The organism is Ursidibacter maritimus, assembly GCF_009761395.1.
Classification (GTDB): Bacteria; Pseudomonadota; Gammaproteobacteria; order Enterobacterales; family Pasteurellaceae; genus Ursidibacter; species Ursidibacter maritimus.
Window position 1 is genome coordinate 1 of the sequence record NZ_LEKN01000010.1, and the last position, 16,870, is coordinate 16,870.

Annotated in this window: 17 protein-coding genes, 2 tRNA genes, 1 rRNA gene and 1 pseudogene; 14 read left to right on the forward strand and 7 right to left on the reverse strand. The window is 37.8% G+C overall.

From position 1 onward, the window contains the following. Window positions 1-41 precede the first annotated feature (41 nt). A complete protein-coding gene (locus tag A1D26_RS02410; RefSeq protein ID WP_157402510.1) occupies window positions 42-794 on the reverse strand; it encodes an esterase family protein in 753 nt (250 codons plus the stop codon). A 9-nt stretch (window positions 795-803) separates the two neighbouring features. Next, window positions 804-1,982: an ATP-grasp domain-containing protein gene (locus A1D26_RS02415; RefSeq protein ID WP_157402511.1), complete on the reverse strand. Its 1,179-nt coding sequence runs from the start codon at window positions 1,980-1,982 to the stop codon at window positions 804-806. Between the two features lie 330 nt (window positions 1,983-2,312). Here A1D26_RS02415 and A1D26_RS02420 point away from each other — a divergent pair, with 330 nt between their 5' ends. From A1D26_RS02420 to A1D26_RS02465, 10 genes are all read left to right on the forward strand, one after another. Further along, entirely contained in the window at window positions 2,313-2,699 is a 387-nt protein-coding gene (locus tag A1D26_RS02420) for an ATP synthase subunit I (protein ID WP_157402512.1), read from the forward strand. Window positions 2,700-2,727: 28 nt separating this feature from the next. Further along, window positions 2,728-3,519, forward strand: a complete 792-nt coding sequence (gene atpB, locus A1D26_RS02425) for a F0F1 ATP synthase subunit A (RefSeq protein ID WP_157402513.1) — start codon at window positions 2,728-2,730, stop codon at window positions 3,517-3,519. A 144-nt stretch (window positions 3,520-3,663) separates the two neighbouring features. Next, on the forward strand, window positions 3,664-3,918 hold the full coding sequence (atpE, locus tag A1D26_RS02430; protein ID WP_005713637.1) for a F0F1 ATP synthase subunit C: 255 nt from the start codon (window positions 3,664-3,666) through the stop codon (window positions 3,916-3,918). An 82-nt stretch (window positions 3,919-4,000) separates the two neighbouring features. Next, on the forward strand, window positions 4,001-4,471 hold the full coding sequence (gene atpF, locus A1D26_RS02435) for a F0F1 ATP synthase subunit B (protein ID WP_157402514.1): 471 nt from the start codon (window positions 4,001-4,003) through the stop codon (window positions 4,469-4,471). A gap of 13 nt (window positions 4,472-4,484) precedes the next feature. Further along, window positions 4,485-5,018, forward strand: a complete 534-nt coding sequence (gene atpH / locus A1D26_RS02440; protein WP_157402515.1) for a F0F1 ATP synthase subunit delta — start codon at window positions 4,485-4,487, stop codon at window positions 5,016-5,018. A gap of 12 nt (window positions 5,019-5,030) precedes the next feature. Next, window positions 5,031-6,572 (forward strand): F0F1 ATP synthase subunit alpha, encoded by a 1,542-nt coding sequence (gene atpA, locus A1D26_RS02445; RefSeq protein WP_157402516.1) that lies wholly within the window; start codon window positions 5,031-5,033, stop codon window positions 6,570-6,572. A 23-nt stretch (window positions 6,573-6,595) separates the two neighbouring features. Further along, window positions 6,596-7,462 carry a F0F1 ATP synthase subunit gamma gene (gene atpG / locus A1D26_RS02450; protein ID WP_157402517.1) on the forward strand — a complete coding sequence of 289 codons (867 nt, stop codon included), beginning with the start codon at window positions 6,596-6,598 and terminating at the stop codon, window positions 7,460-7,462. 20 nt (window positions 7,463-7,482) lie between these two features. Further along, window positions 7,483-8,856: a F0F1 ATP synthase subunit beta gene (atpD, locus tag A1D26_RS02455; protein WP_157394295.1), complete on the forward strand. Its 1,374-nt coding sequence runs from the start codon at window positions 7,483-7,485 to the stop codon at window positions 8,854-8,856. A gap of 39 nt (window positions 8,857-8,895) precedes the next feature. After that, window positions 8,896-9,315: a F0F1 ATP synthase subunit epsilon gene (locus tag A1D26_RS02460; RefSeq protein ID WP_157394296.1), complete on the forward strand. Its 420-nt coding sequence runs from the start codon at window positions 8,896-8,898 to the stop codon at window positions 9,313-9,315. Between the two features lie 218 nt (window positions 9,316-9,533). Further along, window positions 9,534-10,085: an RBBP9/YdeN family alpha/beta hydrolase gene (locus A1D26_RS02465; RefSeq protein WP_157402518.1), complete on the forward strand. Its 552-nt coding sequence runs from the start codon at window positions 9,534-9,536 to the stop codon at window positions 10,083-10,085. An 86-nt stretch (window positions 10,086-10,171) separates the two neighbouring features. Here A1D26_RS02465 and murJ read toward each other — a convergent pair whose 3' ends face one another. Next, window positions 10,172-11,749, reverse strand: a complete 1,578-nt coding sequence (gene murJ, locus A1D26_RS02470) for a murein biosynthesis integral membrane protein MurJ (protein ID WP_157402519.1) — start codon at window positions 11,747-11,749, stop codon at window positions 10,172-10,174. A 246-nt stretch (window positions 11,750-11,995) separates the two neighbouring features. On the opposite strand from murJ, the gene rpsT reads away from it, so the two are divergent. From rpsT to hflX, 4 genes are all read left to right on the forward strand, one after another. Further along, window positions 11,996-12,259: a 30S ribosomal protein S20 gene (gene rpsT, locus A1D26_RS02475; protein ID WP_157402520.1), complete on the forward strand. Its 264-nt coding sequence runs from the start codon at window positions 11,996-11,998 to the stop codon at window positions 12,257-12,259. A gap of 140 nt (window positions 12,260-12,399) precedes the next feature. Continuing rightward, window positions 12,400-13,341: a tRNA (adenosine(37)-N6)-dimethylallyltransferase MiaA gene (gene miaA, locus A1D26_RS02480; protein ID WP_157402522.1), complete on the forward strand. Its 942-nt coding sequence runs from the start codon at window positions 12,400-12,402 to the stop codon at window positions 13,339-13,341. Between the two features lie 61 nt (window positions 13,342-13,402). After that, window positions 13,403-13,678 (forward strand): RNA chaperone Hfq, encoded by a 276-nt coding sequence (hfq, locus tag A1D26_RS02485; protein WP_157402521.1) that lies wholly within the window; start codon window positions 13,403-13,405, stop codon window positions 13,676-13,678. Between the two features lie 72 nt (window positions 13,679-13,750). After that, complete coding sequence (hflX, locus tag A1D26_RS02490) at window positions 13,751-15,082, forward strand: ribosome rescue GTPase HflX (protein ID WP_157402523.1); 1,332 nt, start codon at window positions 13,751-13,753, stop codon at window positions 15,080-15,082. A 261-nt stretch (window positions 15,083-15,343) separates the two neighbouring features. Here the strand turns inward: hflX and A1D26_RS02495 are convergent. The 4 genes and pseudogenes from A1D26_RS02495 to rrf form a co-directional block, all read right to left on the reverse strand. Then, window positions 15,344-15,958 (reverse strand): annotated as a pseudogene (locus tag A1D26_RS02495) (IS1595 family transposase). Between the two features lie 527 nt (window positions 15,959-16,485). After that, window positions 16,486-16,561 (reverse strand) — tRNA-Trp (locus tag A1D26_RS02500). Between the two features lie 35 nt (window positions 16,562-16,596). Continuing rightward, window positions 16,597-16,673, reverse strand: a tRNA-Asp gene (locus A1D26_RS02505). A gap of 12 nt (window positions 16,674-16,685) precedes the next feature. Continuing rightward, a 5S ribosomal RNA gene (gene rrf / locus A1D26_RS02510) occupies window positions 16,686-16,801 on the reverse strand. Between the last annotated feature and the right edge of the window lie 69 nt (window positions 16,802-16,870).

Here is a 16,870-nt window from a genome sequence, read left to right on the forward strand (position 1 = left end):
AAGTTTTCAGCAACAAGCGGGCAGATTTTGACAACTTTTTTCTAAATAATCCCTTGCTCTTCCAGTTTACCTAAGAAATAAGGCATTTGAACTCGCCACCAAGGCCAATCATGATCGACATCTTTTCCCCAAAAATCAAACCAGCCGTCAATACCTTTTGCTTTAAAGGCATATTCTAAGCGTTTAGTATCGGCAATATGTTGCTCTTCCCAAGCACCTTGCCCTACGGCAACGATATAGTGATTTTGACGATACCGATCTAAAAACCAGTTATCCTGTTGATTCCAAAGATAATCAATAGGAGAATTGAAATAAACTGTTGGATTACCATTAAATTCCTGAGTAAAGAAACGAGCATCATATACACCACTAAGCGCAATAGCGACATCAAATAAATCTGGGTGGCGTAATGCGAAGTTAATCGTATGAAACCCTCCCATACTGCAACCTGTTGCCATCATCGCACCGCTCCAATTAGATTCATACCGAATAAGTGGTACTAATTCATTGATGATGTAGCGATCATAAGCATTATGAGCTTGAGCCATATCTTGCCCTGATTTCCATTCTGCTAACCAAGACTCACTATCAAACGAATCAGGGGTATAAAATTTTATGAGCCCTCTCTCAATAAATGAACGACAAGCATCAATCATTCCAAAATTGCCATATTCATTTTGATTTCCACCTGATGATGGAAACACAATAACAGGTTTTCCTGCGTGCCCATAAACATTAAAGTGCATTTCTCTACCGAGCTCACCACTCCAATGACTTCTTTTTTCAAAATGCATAGTGATTCCTTATTGTTTTTGTTGAGCAAAGTGAGCAATTTCGTGCATTTCTTTAATGCTTGCTGTTCGTGCCAGTATGCCTTGTTCCCCCATAATTTTGGCGAAAATACCTGGTACACTTTGAACACTAATAATATTGCTTGCATATTTCTCGCAAACATCTTGGATAGAATTCACGTAATTTTTATTTGCTTTGCGTGCAATATAAACCACATTCCAAGGGTGCTTAATGTCAGTATAGAACTTATTCTCTTTAACAATATTTGAATATTCTCTAAATACATCAAAATCGTTGGCATAGTTCCACATATCAATGGTTAATCCACCTGGTGGACGGCAGTTAATTTCAAGTGGCATCAATTCATTTGAACCTTTAACACGGAAAAATTCAAAATGGAAAAAGCGCTCTCTTACTTTAAATGCTTCCACACATTTTTTACCTAATGTAATGAGATCTTGTGGGATTTCACGCGGAACGTAAAAATAAATATCACGATCTTGAGACACAATATCAATCACAACCTCAGAATATTCAAGCACAGAATAGAAAACAATGTTACCTTCGTGATCGGTCAAACCATCAAAGGTAACAATATCGCCTTCAATAAATTCTTCCATAATATATTCTACGCTCGGGTTTTTACTGTTGAAGAAATCAGCTAAATCTTGACTGTTCTTTACTTTATAAGTATCACTAGCTCCAACACCTGAGTTTGGTTTAATGATGACAGGATATTTGAGTTGCTTAACTAATTTAAGCGCATCTTCATCATCTTTAAAAACACGCCCCTGAGCGACTTTTAAGCCTGCTTTACGGAAAACTTCCTTCATTTGCGATTTTGTTTTAATCGCTAGCATATCTTCCGTTTTATAGCCGAAGACATTGAAATCGGTACGTAATTTAGCATCCAGCTCTAACCAATGCTCGTTATGAGATTCAATGCGATCGATTCGCCCATATTTATGGGCAAAATAACCTACCGCACGATACACTTGCTCATAATCTTCCATACTATCAACACGATAATACTCCGTTAATGAATTGCGTAACCCCTCGCTTAATTGCTCATAAGGTGTATCGGCAATCCCTAAAGTATTAAACCCATTCTCCCTTAATCTCACTGCGAACGTTTCAAAATTTGCAGGAAAATGCGGAGAAATCATTACAAAATTGAGTTTTCTAGACATAAAGTTCCTTAATATTGAATGAAATTAAAAGAGATAATAGCATTTTATTCACTTAATTGTTGTTTATTTACCTAAATTGATTATAAAAACAACACACCTCTGTAACAAGCTAAAACACCTTAAATGAAATTTATGTTCACAAATTAGTCACTCATTAAAATAATTTATAAAAGTGTTAAGTATGCCGCATTTTTCTATTCTTTATTGGTTGGAATAATTTGTTAAAAAAAGTATAATTTACAAGATTTTGATTGCGTAAATTTACGTTTATCTACAATATGCAATCATTCGTTTACTTTTACTTATTGTTCATTCACATAAAAGGTAGTAATGTCGGCTGTACTTAATCAAGCAAAAAGGCTTTATAGAATTGTAATTATTCTCCAGTTCTTATTGCTTGTTTTCGTTTCGGTGGTATTAACTTTTTTACAGAATGTAGAGTTTGCATTTTCGTATGCAGTGGGTTGCCTGTGTGGTTTTATACCATTCTGTCTATTTGTTTATTGGATTTTTTTCCGTGAACCTGCAAAAAATACGAATAAAATGACCGCTTTCTATCGTGGTGAAGGACTTAAATGGTTACTCACTATTATATTGATTGTGGTTGCATTTAAAAGCTATCCAACAATGAACTTTGTGGCTTTTTTTGTAGGTTATTTTTTTATGTTGCTATGTAATAGCTTGTTGCCAATTTTATTGAAGCTTCGAGCAAAATAGGTTTCGTTTAATTTCAAAGGGATAAATTATGGCTGGTCAAACTACCGCTGATTATATTGGTCACCACTTAACCTTTCTCAAAACTGGGGATGGTTTCTGGAATGTACACTTAGATACCCTGTTTTTTTCATTAGTTGCAGGTGCTATCTTCCTATTTTTCTTTACTCGTGTAGCCAAGAAGGCAACAACGGGTGTTCCTGGGAAATTTCAATGCTTTGTTGAAATGATTATAGAATGGGTTAATGGTTTAGTTAAAGATAACTTCCACGGTTCTCGTGATGCTGTTGCACCAATAGCATTAACGGTTTTCTGTTGGGTGTTTGTGATGAATGCTATTGACTTAATTCCTGTTGATTTCCCACCTCAATTTGCAGAAATGTTAGGTATCCACTATTTACGTGCAGTACCAACAGCAGATATTAGTGCAACTTTAGGTATGGCTATTTGCGTATTCTGCTTAATTATTTTCTATACAATTAAATCAAAAGGGGTAAGTGGTTTTGTTAAAGAATATACCCTTCACCCGTTTAATCACTGGGCATTTATTCCAGTAAACTTAGTTTTAGAATTAGTTACATTGATTGCAAAACCTATTTCATTAGCATTCCGTTTATTCGGTAATATGTATGCAGGTGAGCTAATCTTTATCTTAATTGCAGTAATGTATATGGCAGATAATTTCTTACTTCAGGCGTTAGGCTTGCCATTACATTTAGCTTGGGCGATTTTCCATATTCTCGTGATTACGCTACAAGCATTCATCTTTATGATGCTAACGATTGTTTACTTGAGCATTGCTTACAATAAGGCAGATCACTAAACAAAATAGATTGGTAAGCGGTTAGTTTCTTGAAATTTTTTGCCAAAATCTGACCCCTTGTGAAATCCAATCAAATGATTTTTACTTTACTTTTTTATTAACCCTAGCCGAAAGGCTTTTTACTCAATCTTAATGGAGAACATTATGGAAACTGTAATTACAGCAACAATTATTGGTGCGTCAATCCTACTTGCATTTGCTGCACTTGGTACAGCGATTGGCTTCGCTATCTTAGGTGGTAAATTCTTAGAATCATCTGCTCGTCAACCTGAATTAGCAAGTAGCTTACAAACTAAAATGTTTATCGTTGCAGGTCTTCTTGATGCGATTGCAATGATTGCAGTAGGTATTTCTTTACTTTTCATCTTCGCAAACCCGTTCATTGATTTATTGAAATAAGTCGGATTTGTTTAACCATAGTTATTTGAGATAGCTGATAGGTTATTATTGAGTAACTTAGCCGACTTTTGAGGAGGGCGTTGTGAATTTAAATGCAACACTAATTGGCCAACTGATTGCGTTCTCACTATTTGTGTGGTTCTGTATGAAGTTTGTATGGCCGCCGCTAATTAAAGCGATTGAAACTCGTCAAGCGAATATCGCTGACGCTCTTGCAAGTGCGGAAAAAGCAAAGCAAGAACAAGCTGACACGAAAGTTTTAGTTGAACAAGAACTCGCAAAAGCACGTGAAGAAGCGCAACAAATCGTTGATTTAGCTACTAAACGTCGTAATGAAATTTTAGAGTCTGTCCAAGCTGAAGCTGAAGCAGAAAAAGCAAAAATTATTGAGCAAGGTTACGCAGAAGTTGAAAACGAACGTAAACGAGTTCAAGAAGAGCTTCGTCAAAAAGTGGCAGCATTGGCAGTTGCTGGTGCAGAGAAAATTGTGGGTCGCTCCGTTGATGCAGCGGCAAACAATGACATTATTGATAAGCTAGTTGCAGAACTATAATTGAGGGGGGCAGATGTCAGAATTAACTACAGTAGCTCGCCCCTATGCTAAAGCAGCTTTTGATTTTGCTTTAGAACAAGGTCAGTTGGATAAATGGCAAGAGATGTTACAATTTTCGGCACTCGTTGCAGAAAATGACGAAGTCACTGATTTTATTAGTTCATCACTTGCACCTAGCAAAATTGCAGAGATGTTTATTGCGATTTGTGCTGAACAACTTGACCAATATGGGCAAAATTTCATTCGTATTATGGCCGAAAATAAACGTTTAAGTGCGTTACCTTCGGTGTTAAATGCATTTCTTGAATTTCGTTCGGATTACGAATCGACTAAAGAAGTTGAAGTTGTTTCTGCAACAGAATTAAGTGAAGCTCAAAAAACTAAAATCGCAACTGCGATGGAGAAGCGACTTGATTGCAAAGTACGTCTTGTTTCACGCGTAGATAGTTCACTGCTTGCTGGTGTAATTATTCGTTATGATGATACCGTTATTGATGGTAGTAGTCGTGGACAACTAAATCGTTTAGCAACTGAGTTGTGCTTGTAAGAGGAATAGAAAATGCAACTAAATTCTACAGAAATTAGTGAATTGATTAAAAAACGTATTGCACAGTTCAATGTGGTCAGTGATGCACAAAGTACTGGTACAATCGTTTCAGTAAGCGATGGTATTATTCGTATCCATGGCTTATCTGATGTAATGCAAGGGGAAATGATTGCATTACCAGGCAATCGTTATGCGATTGCATTAAACTTAGAAAGAGATTCTGTTGGTGCAGTAGTAATGGGTCCATACGCTGATTTAGCGGAAGGTATGGAAGTTAAATGTACTGGCCGTATTTTAGAAGTGCCTGTTGGTCGTGGTTTATTGGGTCGTGTTGTTAATACCTTAGGTCAGCCAATCGATGGTAAAGGTGAAATTGAAAACGATGGTTTCTCACCAATTGAAGTGATTGCACCAGGTGTTATTGATCGTCAATCCGTTGATCAACCAGTTCAAACTGGTTATAAAGCAGTTGACTCAATGGTTCCAATCGGTCGTGGTCAGCGTGAGTTAATTATCGGTGACCGTCAAACAGGTAAAACTGCATTAGCTATTGATGCAATCATCAACCAACGTGATTCAGGTATCAAATGTATCTATGTTGCGATTGGACAAAAAGCATCAACAATTTCAAACGTAGTACGTAAATTAGAAGAGCATGGTGCGTTACAAAATACAATCGTAGTTGTGGCATCAGCATCTGAATCTGCAGCATTGCAATACCTAGCACCTTATGCAGGTTGTGCAATGGGTGAATATTTCCGCGATCGCGGTGAAGATGCGTTAATTGTTTATGATGATTTATCTAAACAAGCGGTTGCTTACCGTCAAATTTCTCTACTTTTACGTCGTCCACCAGGTCGTGAAGCATTCCCAGGTGATGTATTCTACCTACACTCTCGTTTACTAGAACGTGCTTCTCGTGTAAATGCAGACTATGTAGAGCGTTTCACTAACGGAGCGGTAAAAGGTCAAACAGGTTCTTTAACAGCCTTACCAATTATTGAAACACAAGCAGGTGACGTATCTGCATTCGTACCAACTAACGTAATTTCAATTACTGATGGTCAGATCTTCTTAGAATCAGGCTTATTCAATGCGGGTATTCGCCCTGCGGTAAACCCTGGTATTTCAGTTTCTCGTGTAGGTAGTTCTGCACAAACTAAAGTTGTGAAGAAAATGTCAGGCGGTATTCGTACAGCATTGGCACAATATCGTGAATTAGCAGCATTCGCACAGTTCGCATCAGATCTTGACGATGCAACACGCAAACAACTGTCACACGGTCAGAAAGTAACTGAATTATTAAAACAGAAACAATTTGCACCGATGTCAGTAGCACAATTAGGTTTAGTGTTAGCTGCCGCTGAGTTTGGTTTCTTAGACGATGTGGAAGTTGAGCGTATTGGTTCATTTGAAGCTGCGTTGTTAGAGTATGCGAATGCTCAATATGCCGACTTTATGAAAGAACTATCTAAATCAGGCGACTATAATGATGCTATTAAAGATCAATTAACTGAGATTTTAAGTAGTTTCAAAAAGAATAGTGCGTGGTAATTCTACTTTAGCGGAGAAATAATATGGCAGGTGCTAAAGAGATAAGAACCAAAATTGCAAGTGTTCGTAATACGCAAAAAATTACTAAAGCAATGGAAATGGTTGCTGCATCAAAAATGCGTAAAACGCAAGAAAGAATGAGTGCATCTCGTCCTTATGCAGAAACCATCCGTAAGGTAATTAGCCATATTGCCAAAGGAAGTATTGGTTATAAACACCCTTTCTTAACACCTAGAGAAGTTAAAAAAGTAGGTTATCTTGTTGTTTCAACCGATCGCGGTTTATGTGGTGGTTTGAACGTCAATTTATTTAAAACAGTATTAAATGAATTGAAAACACAAAAAGATAAAGGTGTAAGCGTTCGCTTAGGTTTAGTTGGAAATAAAGCAATTTCATTTTTCCAAAATATGGGAATTGAGATCAAAGCCCAAGTGAATGGTTTAGGCGATACTCCTGCAATGGAAGATTTAGTGGGTATTGTAAATGGAATGGTAAATGCTTACCGAGAAGGTGAGATTGACGAAGTGCATATCGTCTATAACCGTTTTGTAAATACGATGTCACAAAAACCGACAGCTCAACAACTTCTTCCATTGCCAGCACTTGAGAACGATAATCTAGAAACAAAAGGCTCTTGGGATTATCTTTATGAACCAAATCCACAGGTTCTATTAGATAGCTTATTAGTCCGTTACTTAGAATCTCAAGTGTATCAAGCAATTGTTGATAACCTTGCGTCTGAACAGGCAGCTCGAATGGTCGCAATGAAAGCAGCAACTGATAATGCAGGTAATTTAATTAATGAATTACAGTTGGTGTATAACAAAGCGCGTCAAGCGAGTATTACGAATGAATTAAATGAAATTGTTGCGGGTGCCGCAGCAATTTAACCAAGAATAGAGGAACGGTAATGGCAACTGGAAAAATTGTACAAATCATCGGTGCAGTCATCGACGTTGAATTTCCGCAAGATGCAGTACCAAAAGTTTATGATGCATTAAAAGTTGAATCTGGTTTAACCTTAGAAGTTCAACAACAATTAGGTGGAGGCTTAGTACGTTGTATCGCACTAGGTACTTCAGATGGATTAAAGCGTGGCTTAAAAGTTGAGAATACGAACGAAGCGATTAAAGTACCCGTAGGGACAAAAACACTTGGTCGTATTATGAACGTATTAGGTGATCCTATTGACGAAGCTGGCCCAATCGGCGAAGAAGAGCGTTGGTCAATTCACCGTGCAGCACCAAGCTATGAAGAACAAGCAAACAGCACAGAACTCTTAGAAACAGGGATTAAAGTTATCGACTTAATCTGCCCGTTTGCTAAAGGGGGTAAAGTTGGTTTATTCGGTGGTGCGGGTGTAGGTAAAACCGTAAATATGATGGAGTTAATCCGTAATATCGCAATTGAACACTCAGGTTACTCCGTATTTGCTGGTGTAGGTGAGCGTACGCGTGAAGGTAATGACTTCTACCACGAAATGAAAGATTCTAACGTATTAGATAAAGTATCACTGGTTTATGGTCAAATGAATGAGCCACCAGGTAACCGTTTACGTGTTGCATTAACTGGCTTAACAATGGCAGAAAAATTCCGTGATGAAGGTCGTGACGTATTATTCTTCGTGGATAATATTTATCGTTATACCCTTGCTGGTACTGAAGTGTCTGCATTATTAGGTCGTATGCCATCAGCGGTAGGTTACCAACCAACTCTTGCAGAAGAGATGGGCGTACTTCAAGAACGCATTACTTCAACCAAAACAGGTTCTATCACATCTGTACAAGCGGTTTACGTTCCTGCCGATGACTTAACTGACCCATCGCCAGCAACAACCTTCGCTCACTTAGACTCAACAGTCGTACTAAGTCGTCAAATCGCATCATTAGGTATTTATCCAGCGATTGACCCGCTTGACTCAACTTCACGTCAATTAGATCCTCTTGTTGTTGGTGAAGAGCATTATAACGTTGCACGCGGTGTCCAAAAAACACTTCAACGCTATAAAGAGTTAAAAGATATTATTGCCATCTTAGGTATGGACGAATTATCTGAAGAAGATAAATTAGTTGTATCTCGTGCACGTAAAATCGAACGTTACTTATCTCAACCATTCTTCGTTGCTGAAGTATTTAACGGTACACCAGGTAAATATGTACCATTAAAAGAAACCATTCGTGGTTTCAAAGGCATCTTAGAAGGTGAATACGACCATATTCCAGAACAAGCGTTCTATATGGCGGGTTCAATTGACGAAGTGATCGAAAGAGCGAACAAGATGTAATTGTTCCCTAAACTTTAATTAGGTAAACAGGAGAACAAAATGGCATCTCAATTTGAATTGACCGTCGTAAGTGCGGAACGTGAAATCTTCAAAGGTCAAGTCACGAGTGTTCGAGTTTCAGGAATTGATGGGGAGCTTGGTATTTATGCTGGGCATACCCCATTATTAACCGCAATAAAACCAGGAATGGTAAAATTTAACCTAGCGGATAGCAAAGAAGAATTTATCTATGTTTCTGGTGGTTTTCTTGAAGTTCAACCAACCGTAGTAACGGTTTTAGCTGATACAGCAATTCGTGGTGATGAACTAGATGAACAACGCATTTTAGCCGCAAAACGTAAAGCTGAAGAAAATCTTGGCAAAACTAATGATGCAGATCTCACAGCAAAATTAGCAAGAGAAATTGCGAAACTACGCGTTTACGAACTAACCAAAACAAAATTAGCAAATAAACGCTAACGCTCAAAAAACAATTAAATTAGAGTCTCTCTAAAAGTCAAATTGTTATCATAAATAAAAGCTGAATTTGATATTAGATCAAGTTCAGCTTTCTTATTAATCTATTCTAGATCTTATAAAATCTATTTATATAAATAAAATTGTCGTCTCTGTTATATTTCTCATAAAAATGCCATAATCGGAAAAAAATCTATTAGCAATAATAAACAAGGACATTTATGAAAAAAGTTTATGTAATACATGGCTATGGCGCATCACCCGATAAACATTGGTTTCCTTGGCTAGAAAAAAAATTAGGGGAAATTGGGGTTGATTGCATCCGTTTAGAGATGCCAGATTCAGAAAATCCACATTGTGATAAATGGCTGACGCATTTAGAAAATCACATTCAAGTGGATGAGAACACTATTTTGGTTGGACATAGTTTGGGCTGTATTGCTTCGCTAAATTTTTTAGCGAAGCACTACGCCCAGCCTTTGGCGGCAATCTTGGTTTCTGGTTTTTATCAACCTATCAGCACCTTACCAGAATTGGCTGCATTTTCTAATCTTTATGCCATTTTGCCACCTTGTATGCCATTCAAGTCGTACGTTATTGCTTCGCTAGATGATACTATTGTGCCACACACTTATAGTGATGAATTAGCTAAACATTTAAAAGCTGACTATATCCGTTTACCTACAGGTGGGCATTTTTTAGACCGAGAAGGGGTTACGGAATTTCCGTTAGTTTTGGATATCATTAGCAAGTTATATAAAGAAGAAAAATAACACCTTTGTAGCCATAGAGGGACTCTAGCTGTCCCTCTATGTGAGTGAGTAAGATTGTAAATTTTACTGACAATCCTACCGCTTGTTTACTCGTGATTTGCTTTCAGATCTCTCGGGCGAATACCTAATGCAATTAAGGTAGCAAAATAGGTAATCGCAGCAAGAGAAATCAACCAAATCAACCAATGGATTTTGCCCCAAATCGAAAGCAACGCCCATTGGGGTAATTGAGGCGAGAAATAAGAAACGAAAGCCCCCATAATACAACCTGCTATCAGCAATTTTAGGCTAAATAGGATCGTTTTATGGCTAATTTTATATACCTGATTTTTCATTAACCCTCGATAGAGTAAGCTTGCATTCACCAAAGCGGATAATGCTGATGCCATTGCTAATCCGACATATCCGAATGGAATGGCTAATACACCAAGGCAAATATTACTGATTGCAGCAATAATCCCAATTCGAACGGGCGTTTTGGTATTTTGGTGGGCGTAAAACCCGTTCGCTAAAACGTTAATTAACATATAGCTAATTAATCCAAAACACATTACGAATAATGCTTTAGCTGATGCAACTACGTCAATAAACTGAAACTTACCACGCATAAACATCGTCATCATTAACGGTTCAGCTAAAATTGCAATGCCAATCATTGCAGGGACACCAAGCAATAGCACCATTCTAACGCCCCAATCCATTGTTTGAGCAAAGTTATCTGCTCGTTGGTGTTCCGTTAGATCTTTCTGTTTAGCAATACGAGAAAGGCTAGGTAAAATAACCGTTGAGATCGCAATTCCAAATAATCCCAACGGAAATTCAATCATCCGATCGGCATAGTAAAGCCAACTGATTGAGCCTGTCACCAGAAAACTGGCAATGACTTGATTTAATAATAAATTGAGCTGTGTAACCGATACACCGAACAGTGCTGGAATCATCAATGTGCGGACTTTTTTTACGCCTTCATCGTGCCATGCCCATTGCGGTTTGACTAATAATCCTTCTTTTTTTAAGAATGGTAATTGAAATAAGAATTGCAGTAATCCACCTAAAAATACCCCCCAAGCTAATGCCACATCAGGTGAGTCAAAATAAGGTGATGCCCAAATAGCAACGGCGATGATCGCCACATTTAATAGAACAGGGGAAAATGCCATTACACCAAATTTACCTAAGGTGTTAAGGACAGCTCCTGCCAATGCAACAAAGGTTATAAACCACAAATAAGGAAATGTGATTTTTAATAATAGCGAGGCTTGGGTAAATTTCTCCGCATTAGGCCCATCCTGTACCCAATCTAAAAACCACCCTGTGCCAAATAATGCCGCAACAACAGGCGAAGCAATCATTGCCACTAAAGTCACCATTGAAACCAATCCCCCCAATGTACCAGACACCTTAGCAATAAACTCACGCGTTTTATTTGGATCGTTGTCAGCATTATATTCGGCTAAAACAGGGACAAAGGCTTTAGAAAATGCACCTTCTGCAAACAATCTGCGTAAAAAATTCGGAATACGATTAGCAAATAAAAAAACATCTGCCGCAATTCCAGTGCCAAGTAAATTGGCTACAACGACATCTCGAACTAACCCTAATATGCGGGAAATCAAGGTCATACTACTTACAACGATCCCCGATCTTAATAATTTCTTACTCACAAGCTTTCTCTTTGTCATTGAAAATTGATCGGAATTTTAGCAGTTTGTTGTAGGAAAATCAGAAAAAAACTGATAAAATCGCCCCCTATCTTTTACACAAGAACTGTTTCTTGCGTGAAACGATGTTATTTTCAAGCACGTGTCTCGTTGAAAATGAATCTTTAAACTATCGATAGCACATAAAAAGTTAGGTTATTCTCTTTTTATGTTTTTTATTTTTACACAGATATTTTTAGGAGTTTGACCTTGGCTAATATCAAGTCAGCAAAAAAACGCGCGATTCAATCTGAAAAACGTCGCCAACACAACGCAAGCCAACGCTCTATGATGCGTACATTCATCAAAAAAGTTTACGCAGCAGTAGCAACTGGCGATAAAGCAGCTTCAGAAGCAGCTTTCGTTGAAATGCAAAAAGTAGTGGATCGTATGGCATCTAAAGGCTTAATCCACGCTAACAAAGCAGCTAACCACAAAGCTAAATTAGTTGCTCAAATCAAAAAATTAGGCTAATTAGTATTCCAATACTAACTCCAATTTTTAGCAAAGCCCTGTTTTTACAGGGCTTTCTACTTTACAAGCGGTAGGATTTACTGAATTTTTTGCAAAATTTCGGTAAAATCTCACCGCTTATTATTTTAATTCGTTTAAATATGTCAAAACCACTTGCGATTTTTTTAATGGGGCCCACCGCTTCAGGTAAAACGGATCTAGCGATTCAGCTCCGCCAAACTCTACCTGTTGAGGTAATTAGTGTCGATTCAGCGTTAATTTATAAAGGAATGGATATTGGAACAGCCAAACCAAACCAAGCTGAACTAGCGCTTGCCCCTCATCGTTTGATTGATATTCTCGATCCTGCCGAAAGCTATTCTGTCGCAAACTTTCGTGAAGATGCGTTACGAGAAATGGCAGACATTACCGCTCAAGGTAAAATTCCCTTACTAGTCGGTGGCACTATGCTCTACTATAAAGGTTTATTGGACGGTTTATCGCCTTTACCTTCCGCCAATACTCAAATTCGTGCAGAAATTGAAGCAAAAGCCGAGAAACTAGGTTGGGATTCGCTTCATCAAGAATTACTCAACATTGACCCCATTTCAGCCCAACGTATAAACCCGAATGATAGCCAAAGAATTAACCGAGCTTTAGAAGTTTTCTATCTTTCAGGCAAAACAATGACGGAACTGACCGCTCAACAAGGGGAAAGCATTCCTTATGACATTCTCCAATTTGCCATTGCTCCACAAGAACGAAGTGTGTTACATCAACGTATTGAACAACGTTTTCATAAAATGATTGAATTGGGCTTTGAGCAAGAGGTGCAACGCTTGTTTAAACGCCAAGATCTTCATCCTGATTTACCTTCCATTCGTTGTGTTGGCTACCGTCAAATGTGGGAATATTTAGCCGGTGAGGTCAGCTTAGATGAAGCTATCTATAAAGGCATTTGTGCAACTCGCCAATTGGCAAAACGTCAAATCACTTGGCTAAGAGGTTGGACAAGTGAGGTGGAGTGGCTTGATAGCTTAGATCCACAGGGCGCTTATACAAAAATGATCGAAAATTTGGCGCAAAAGCGAAATAATTTATGATAAGATTGGCTCGCCTTCGGCAATAAACAACAATAAAACAATAACTAGAAGGGACTACAAAATGGCAAAAGGTCAATCACTCCAAGATCCATACTTAAACGCACTACGTCGTGAACGCATTCCTGTTTCTATTTACTTAGTAAATGGTATTAAATTGCAAGGTCAAATTGAATCTTTTGACCAATTCGTGATTTTATTAAAAAACACTGTAAGCCAAATGGTTTATAAACACGCGATTTCAACAATCGTACCAGCAAGAGCGATTACACATAACAACAATAACAGCTCAGCACAACCACAACATTCTGTGGTAGAAAAAGCTGAAGAAGCGGAATAATTCAATATTACTACGTCAAATTTTTGCTCGGAACCAAACGTGGAACATTCTACGTTTGGTGATTTATTGCCGATGGAAGAAACGGCAATATTTAGTCCCACTATCAACGATAAAAATGTCCCAAGTAAAGAGCGGGCAATTTTAGTTCATCTTTATCTTTCTCAAACCAAAGACACTGAAAACTTACTGGAATTTCAAACCCTAGCGGAATCTGCTGGTGTTGAGATAGTGGCTACCTTAACCACTTCTCGTTCTGCACCCCATATTAAATATTATGTAGGGCAAGGGAAAGCCCAAGAAATTGCCGATGCAGTGACGGAATTTGGTGCAACAGTGGTTTTAGTCAATCATCAATTAAGCCCAGCACAAACGAGAAACTTACAATCATTGTGTGATTGTCGAGTGGTCGATCGTACAGGACTTATTTTAGATATCTTCGCACAACGAGCGAGATCTCACGAAGGGAAACTTCAAGTTGAACTTGCACAATTACGCCATTTATCTACCCGCTTAGTACGCCGTTTAGGCAATCAGGATCAACAAAAAGGTGGTGCTGTCGGCTTGCGAGGGCCAGGAGAAACTCAGCTTGAAACCGATCGCCGTTTAATTAAAGTTCGCATCCAGCAACTACAAAATCGTCTAGAAAAGGTCAGTAAACAGCGTAACCAGAACCGAAAAACACGTCAGAAGGCAGATATTCCTACTGTTTCTTTGGTTGGCTATACCAATGCAGGTAAATCAACGCTGTTTAATGCCATTACTGATGCTGGTGTCTATGCGGCAGATCAACTGTTTGCAACGCTTGATCCCACTTTACGTCGCATTGAAGTACAAGATGTGGGTACAACTATTTTGGCTGATACCGTTGGTTTTATTCGCTTTCTTCCCCACGATTTAGTGTCCGCATTCAAATCCACTTTGCAAGAAACTACCGAGGCAACATTATTACTGCACGTTATTGATGTGTCTGATGAACGTAAAAATGAGAACATTGATGCCGTCAATCAAGTGCTTGATGAAATCAATGCCCTTGATATTCCAACTTTATTAGTATTCAACAAAGTCGATAAATTGGCAGGTATTGAGCCACATATCGAATATCAAGATGATGGCAAACCAATCGCTGTTTATTTATCTGCTCAAAATCAACAGGGAATTGAGCTACTTTTTGAAGCAATGCGAGCTCGACTGAAAAATGAGTTGGTATCAGAAAAAGTATTACTACCCAACATCGCAGGGTATATTTACACTCAATTCCGTTTACAAAATTGTATTCAACAAGAACAATTTAATGAATTTGGTGATCGTTTAATTACCCTTGAAGTCGATAAAATTCAATGGCATAAATGGTTAAAACAATACCCTGAGCTTTTGGAATATGTCGAGTTTGCGAAATGGGAATAGCAAACAATCAACCATCTTCTCAACTAAAGATTTATCTTTTAATTTAATACACAACGTTTTAAATAAGCATCAGCTACGTTAATATTCTGTTGTGAGTCTAAAACTTCAATGAGTTTATGAATATCCATAAAGACCCCTAATAAATTAAAAATTAAAAATTAAAAAGTAAACAACAAACAACGAATGAAAGTGTGATCTATCTTCCAGTTCATACAAATTGTGTCTAGAGTATATTCTTTTTGGGGCTGAAGTAGATTAGCCCTAAATTTCACACCATTTTCGCAAGGTTTTAAGCTGCATTTTAGGTGTTCCAACATTAAACCGAAATTCACATTCCTTCAAGAATAAAGGAAAGTTTTTTCGGTTTATTCCGTTATATTTTCGAAGTACTCGCTTAGCTTGGCTCCAAAAATTTTCAATCCCATTGATATGATTTTCTCGCTCGGCAAATATCTCGGAATGGTTAATTCGCTCGTGGTAGAATTCACTCATAGGGCATCATAGCTACGATAAGTGTCGGTATAAACCCAGCTATCAGGCTTAACTTTCCTTTTAATAACAGGGAGTAATGTTTCACTCTTCGTATTTTCAAAAACGACAGTAAACACCTTTCCCTGCTGCACCTCGACCACGTTTTCCTTTACGATGTCCACCAAAATAGCTCTCATCTAACTCGATTTTTCCCTCAAAAATATCATTGGCTTCAAGGGATAAATGGTAGTCGATGACTTGACGAATTTTATGGTAAAACAAAATCGCTGAGTTAGGTTGAATACCAAGAATATCAGCAGCTGAACGAGCGGTCACTTCGAGCACAAAAAATTCAAGCAGTCTTTTTTGTATAGATTTCTTTAATTTACAATGAGTTATCTTCATTTTTATAGACTAACATACTTGCTAATCTACTTCAGCCCCTTATATTTTTGATCTTGGCAAGATAGCCGAAAAAACGAATTTTATCGCCATTTAAATTATTGGTATTTAAAGCACCAATATTATTTAAATGAACCGTCAGATAAATGTAATGGGAGGGGTTGTTTTCCTTATAAATATAAAGGTTTAAGAGGGATTTTATCTAGCCTCAGATATTATGAAAAATATTTATTTACCTTCGAAAAGTATACTGGGTTAAATATAGAAAAAACGACAAATAGGCTAGAAGGTTATTTAGTGAACTAAAACGAAAATTAAATAATCACAATGGATTAAGCAAAAATGTAAGATTATCTTTATAAAAGATTTTTTGAATAAGAAAAGTAATTAACAATCAAAAATATAATAGAGAACCAACACTCTTTTCCATTTAAAAAGAAAATGGACAAAAATCCCAAATTTTTTTCATTCCACATAATCTGTAAAAATATGGTAAAAAAACAATTCTAGATACATTTGAATTACAAAAATGGCAGGGGCGGAGAGGCTCGAACTCCCAACACCCGGTTTTGGAGACCGGTGCTCTACCAATTGAACTACGCCCCTATAGATAAAGCGAGTATCATACTCGCTTAAATAAGTGGCGGAACGGACGGGACTCGAACCCGCGACCCCCTGCGTGACAGGCAGGTATTCTAACCAGCTGAACTACCGCTCCGCAAAATATGGGAATTAGCAGTGCCCTACTCTCACATGGCGAATCACCACACTACCATCGGCGTTACAGCATTTCACTTCTGAGTTCGGTATGGATTCAGGTGGAGCTACTGCACTATTGCTGCTAATAAATTCTTTATTAAGTTAATTTACTCTAAAAATAAACTAACTTAATAAAACCCTGATGGTGCCCTACTC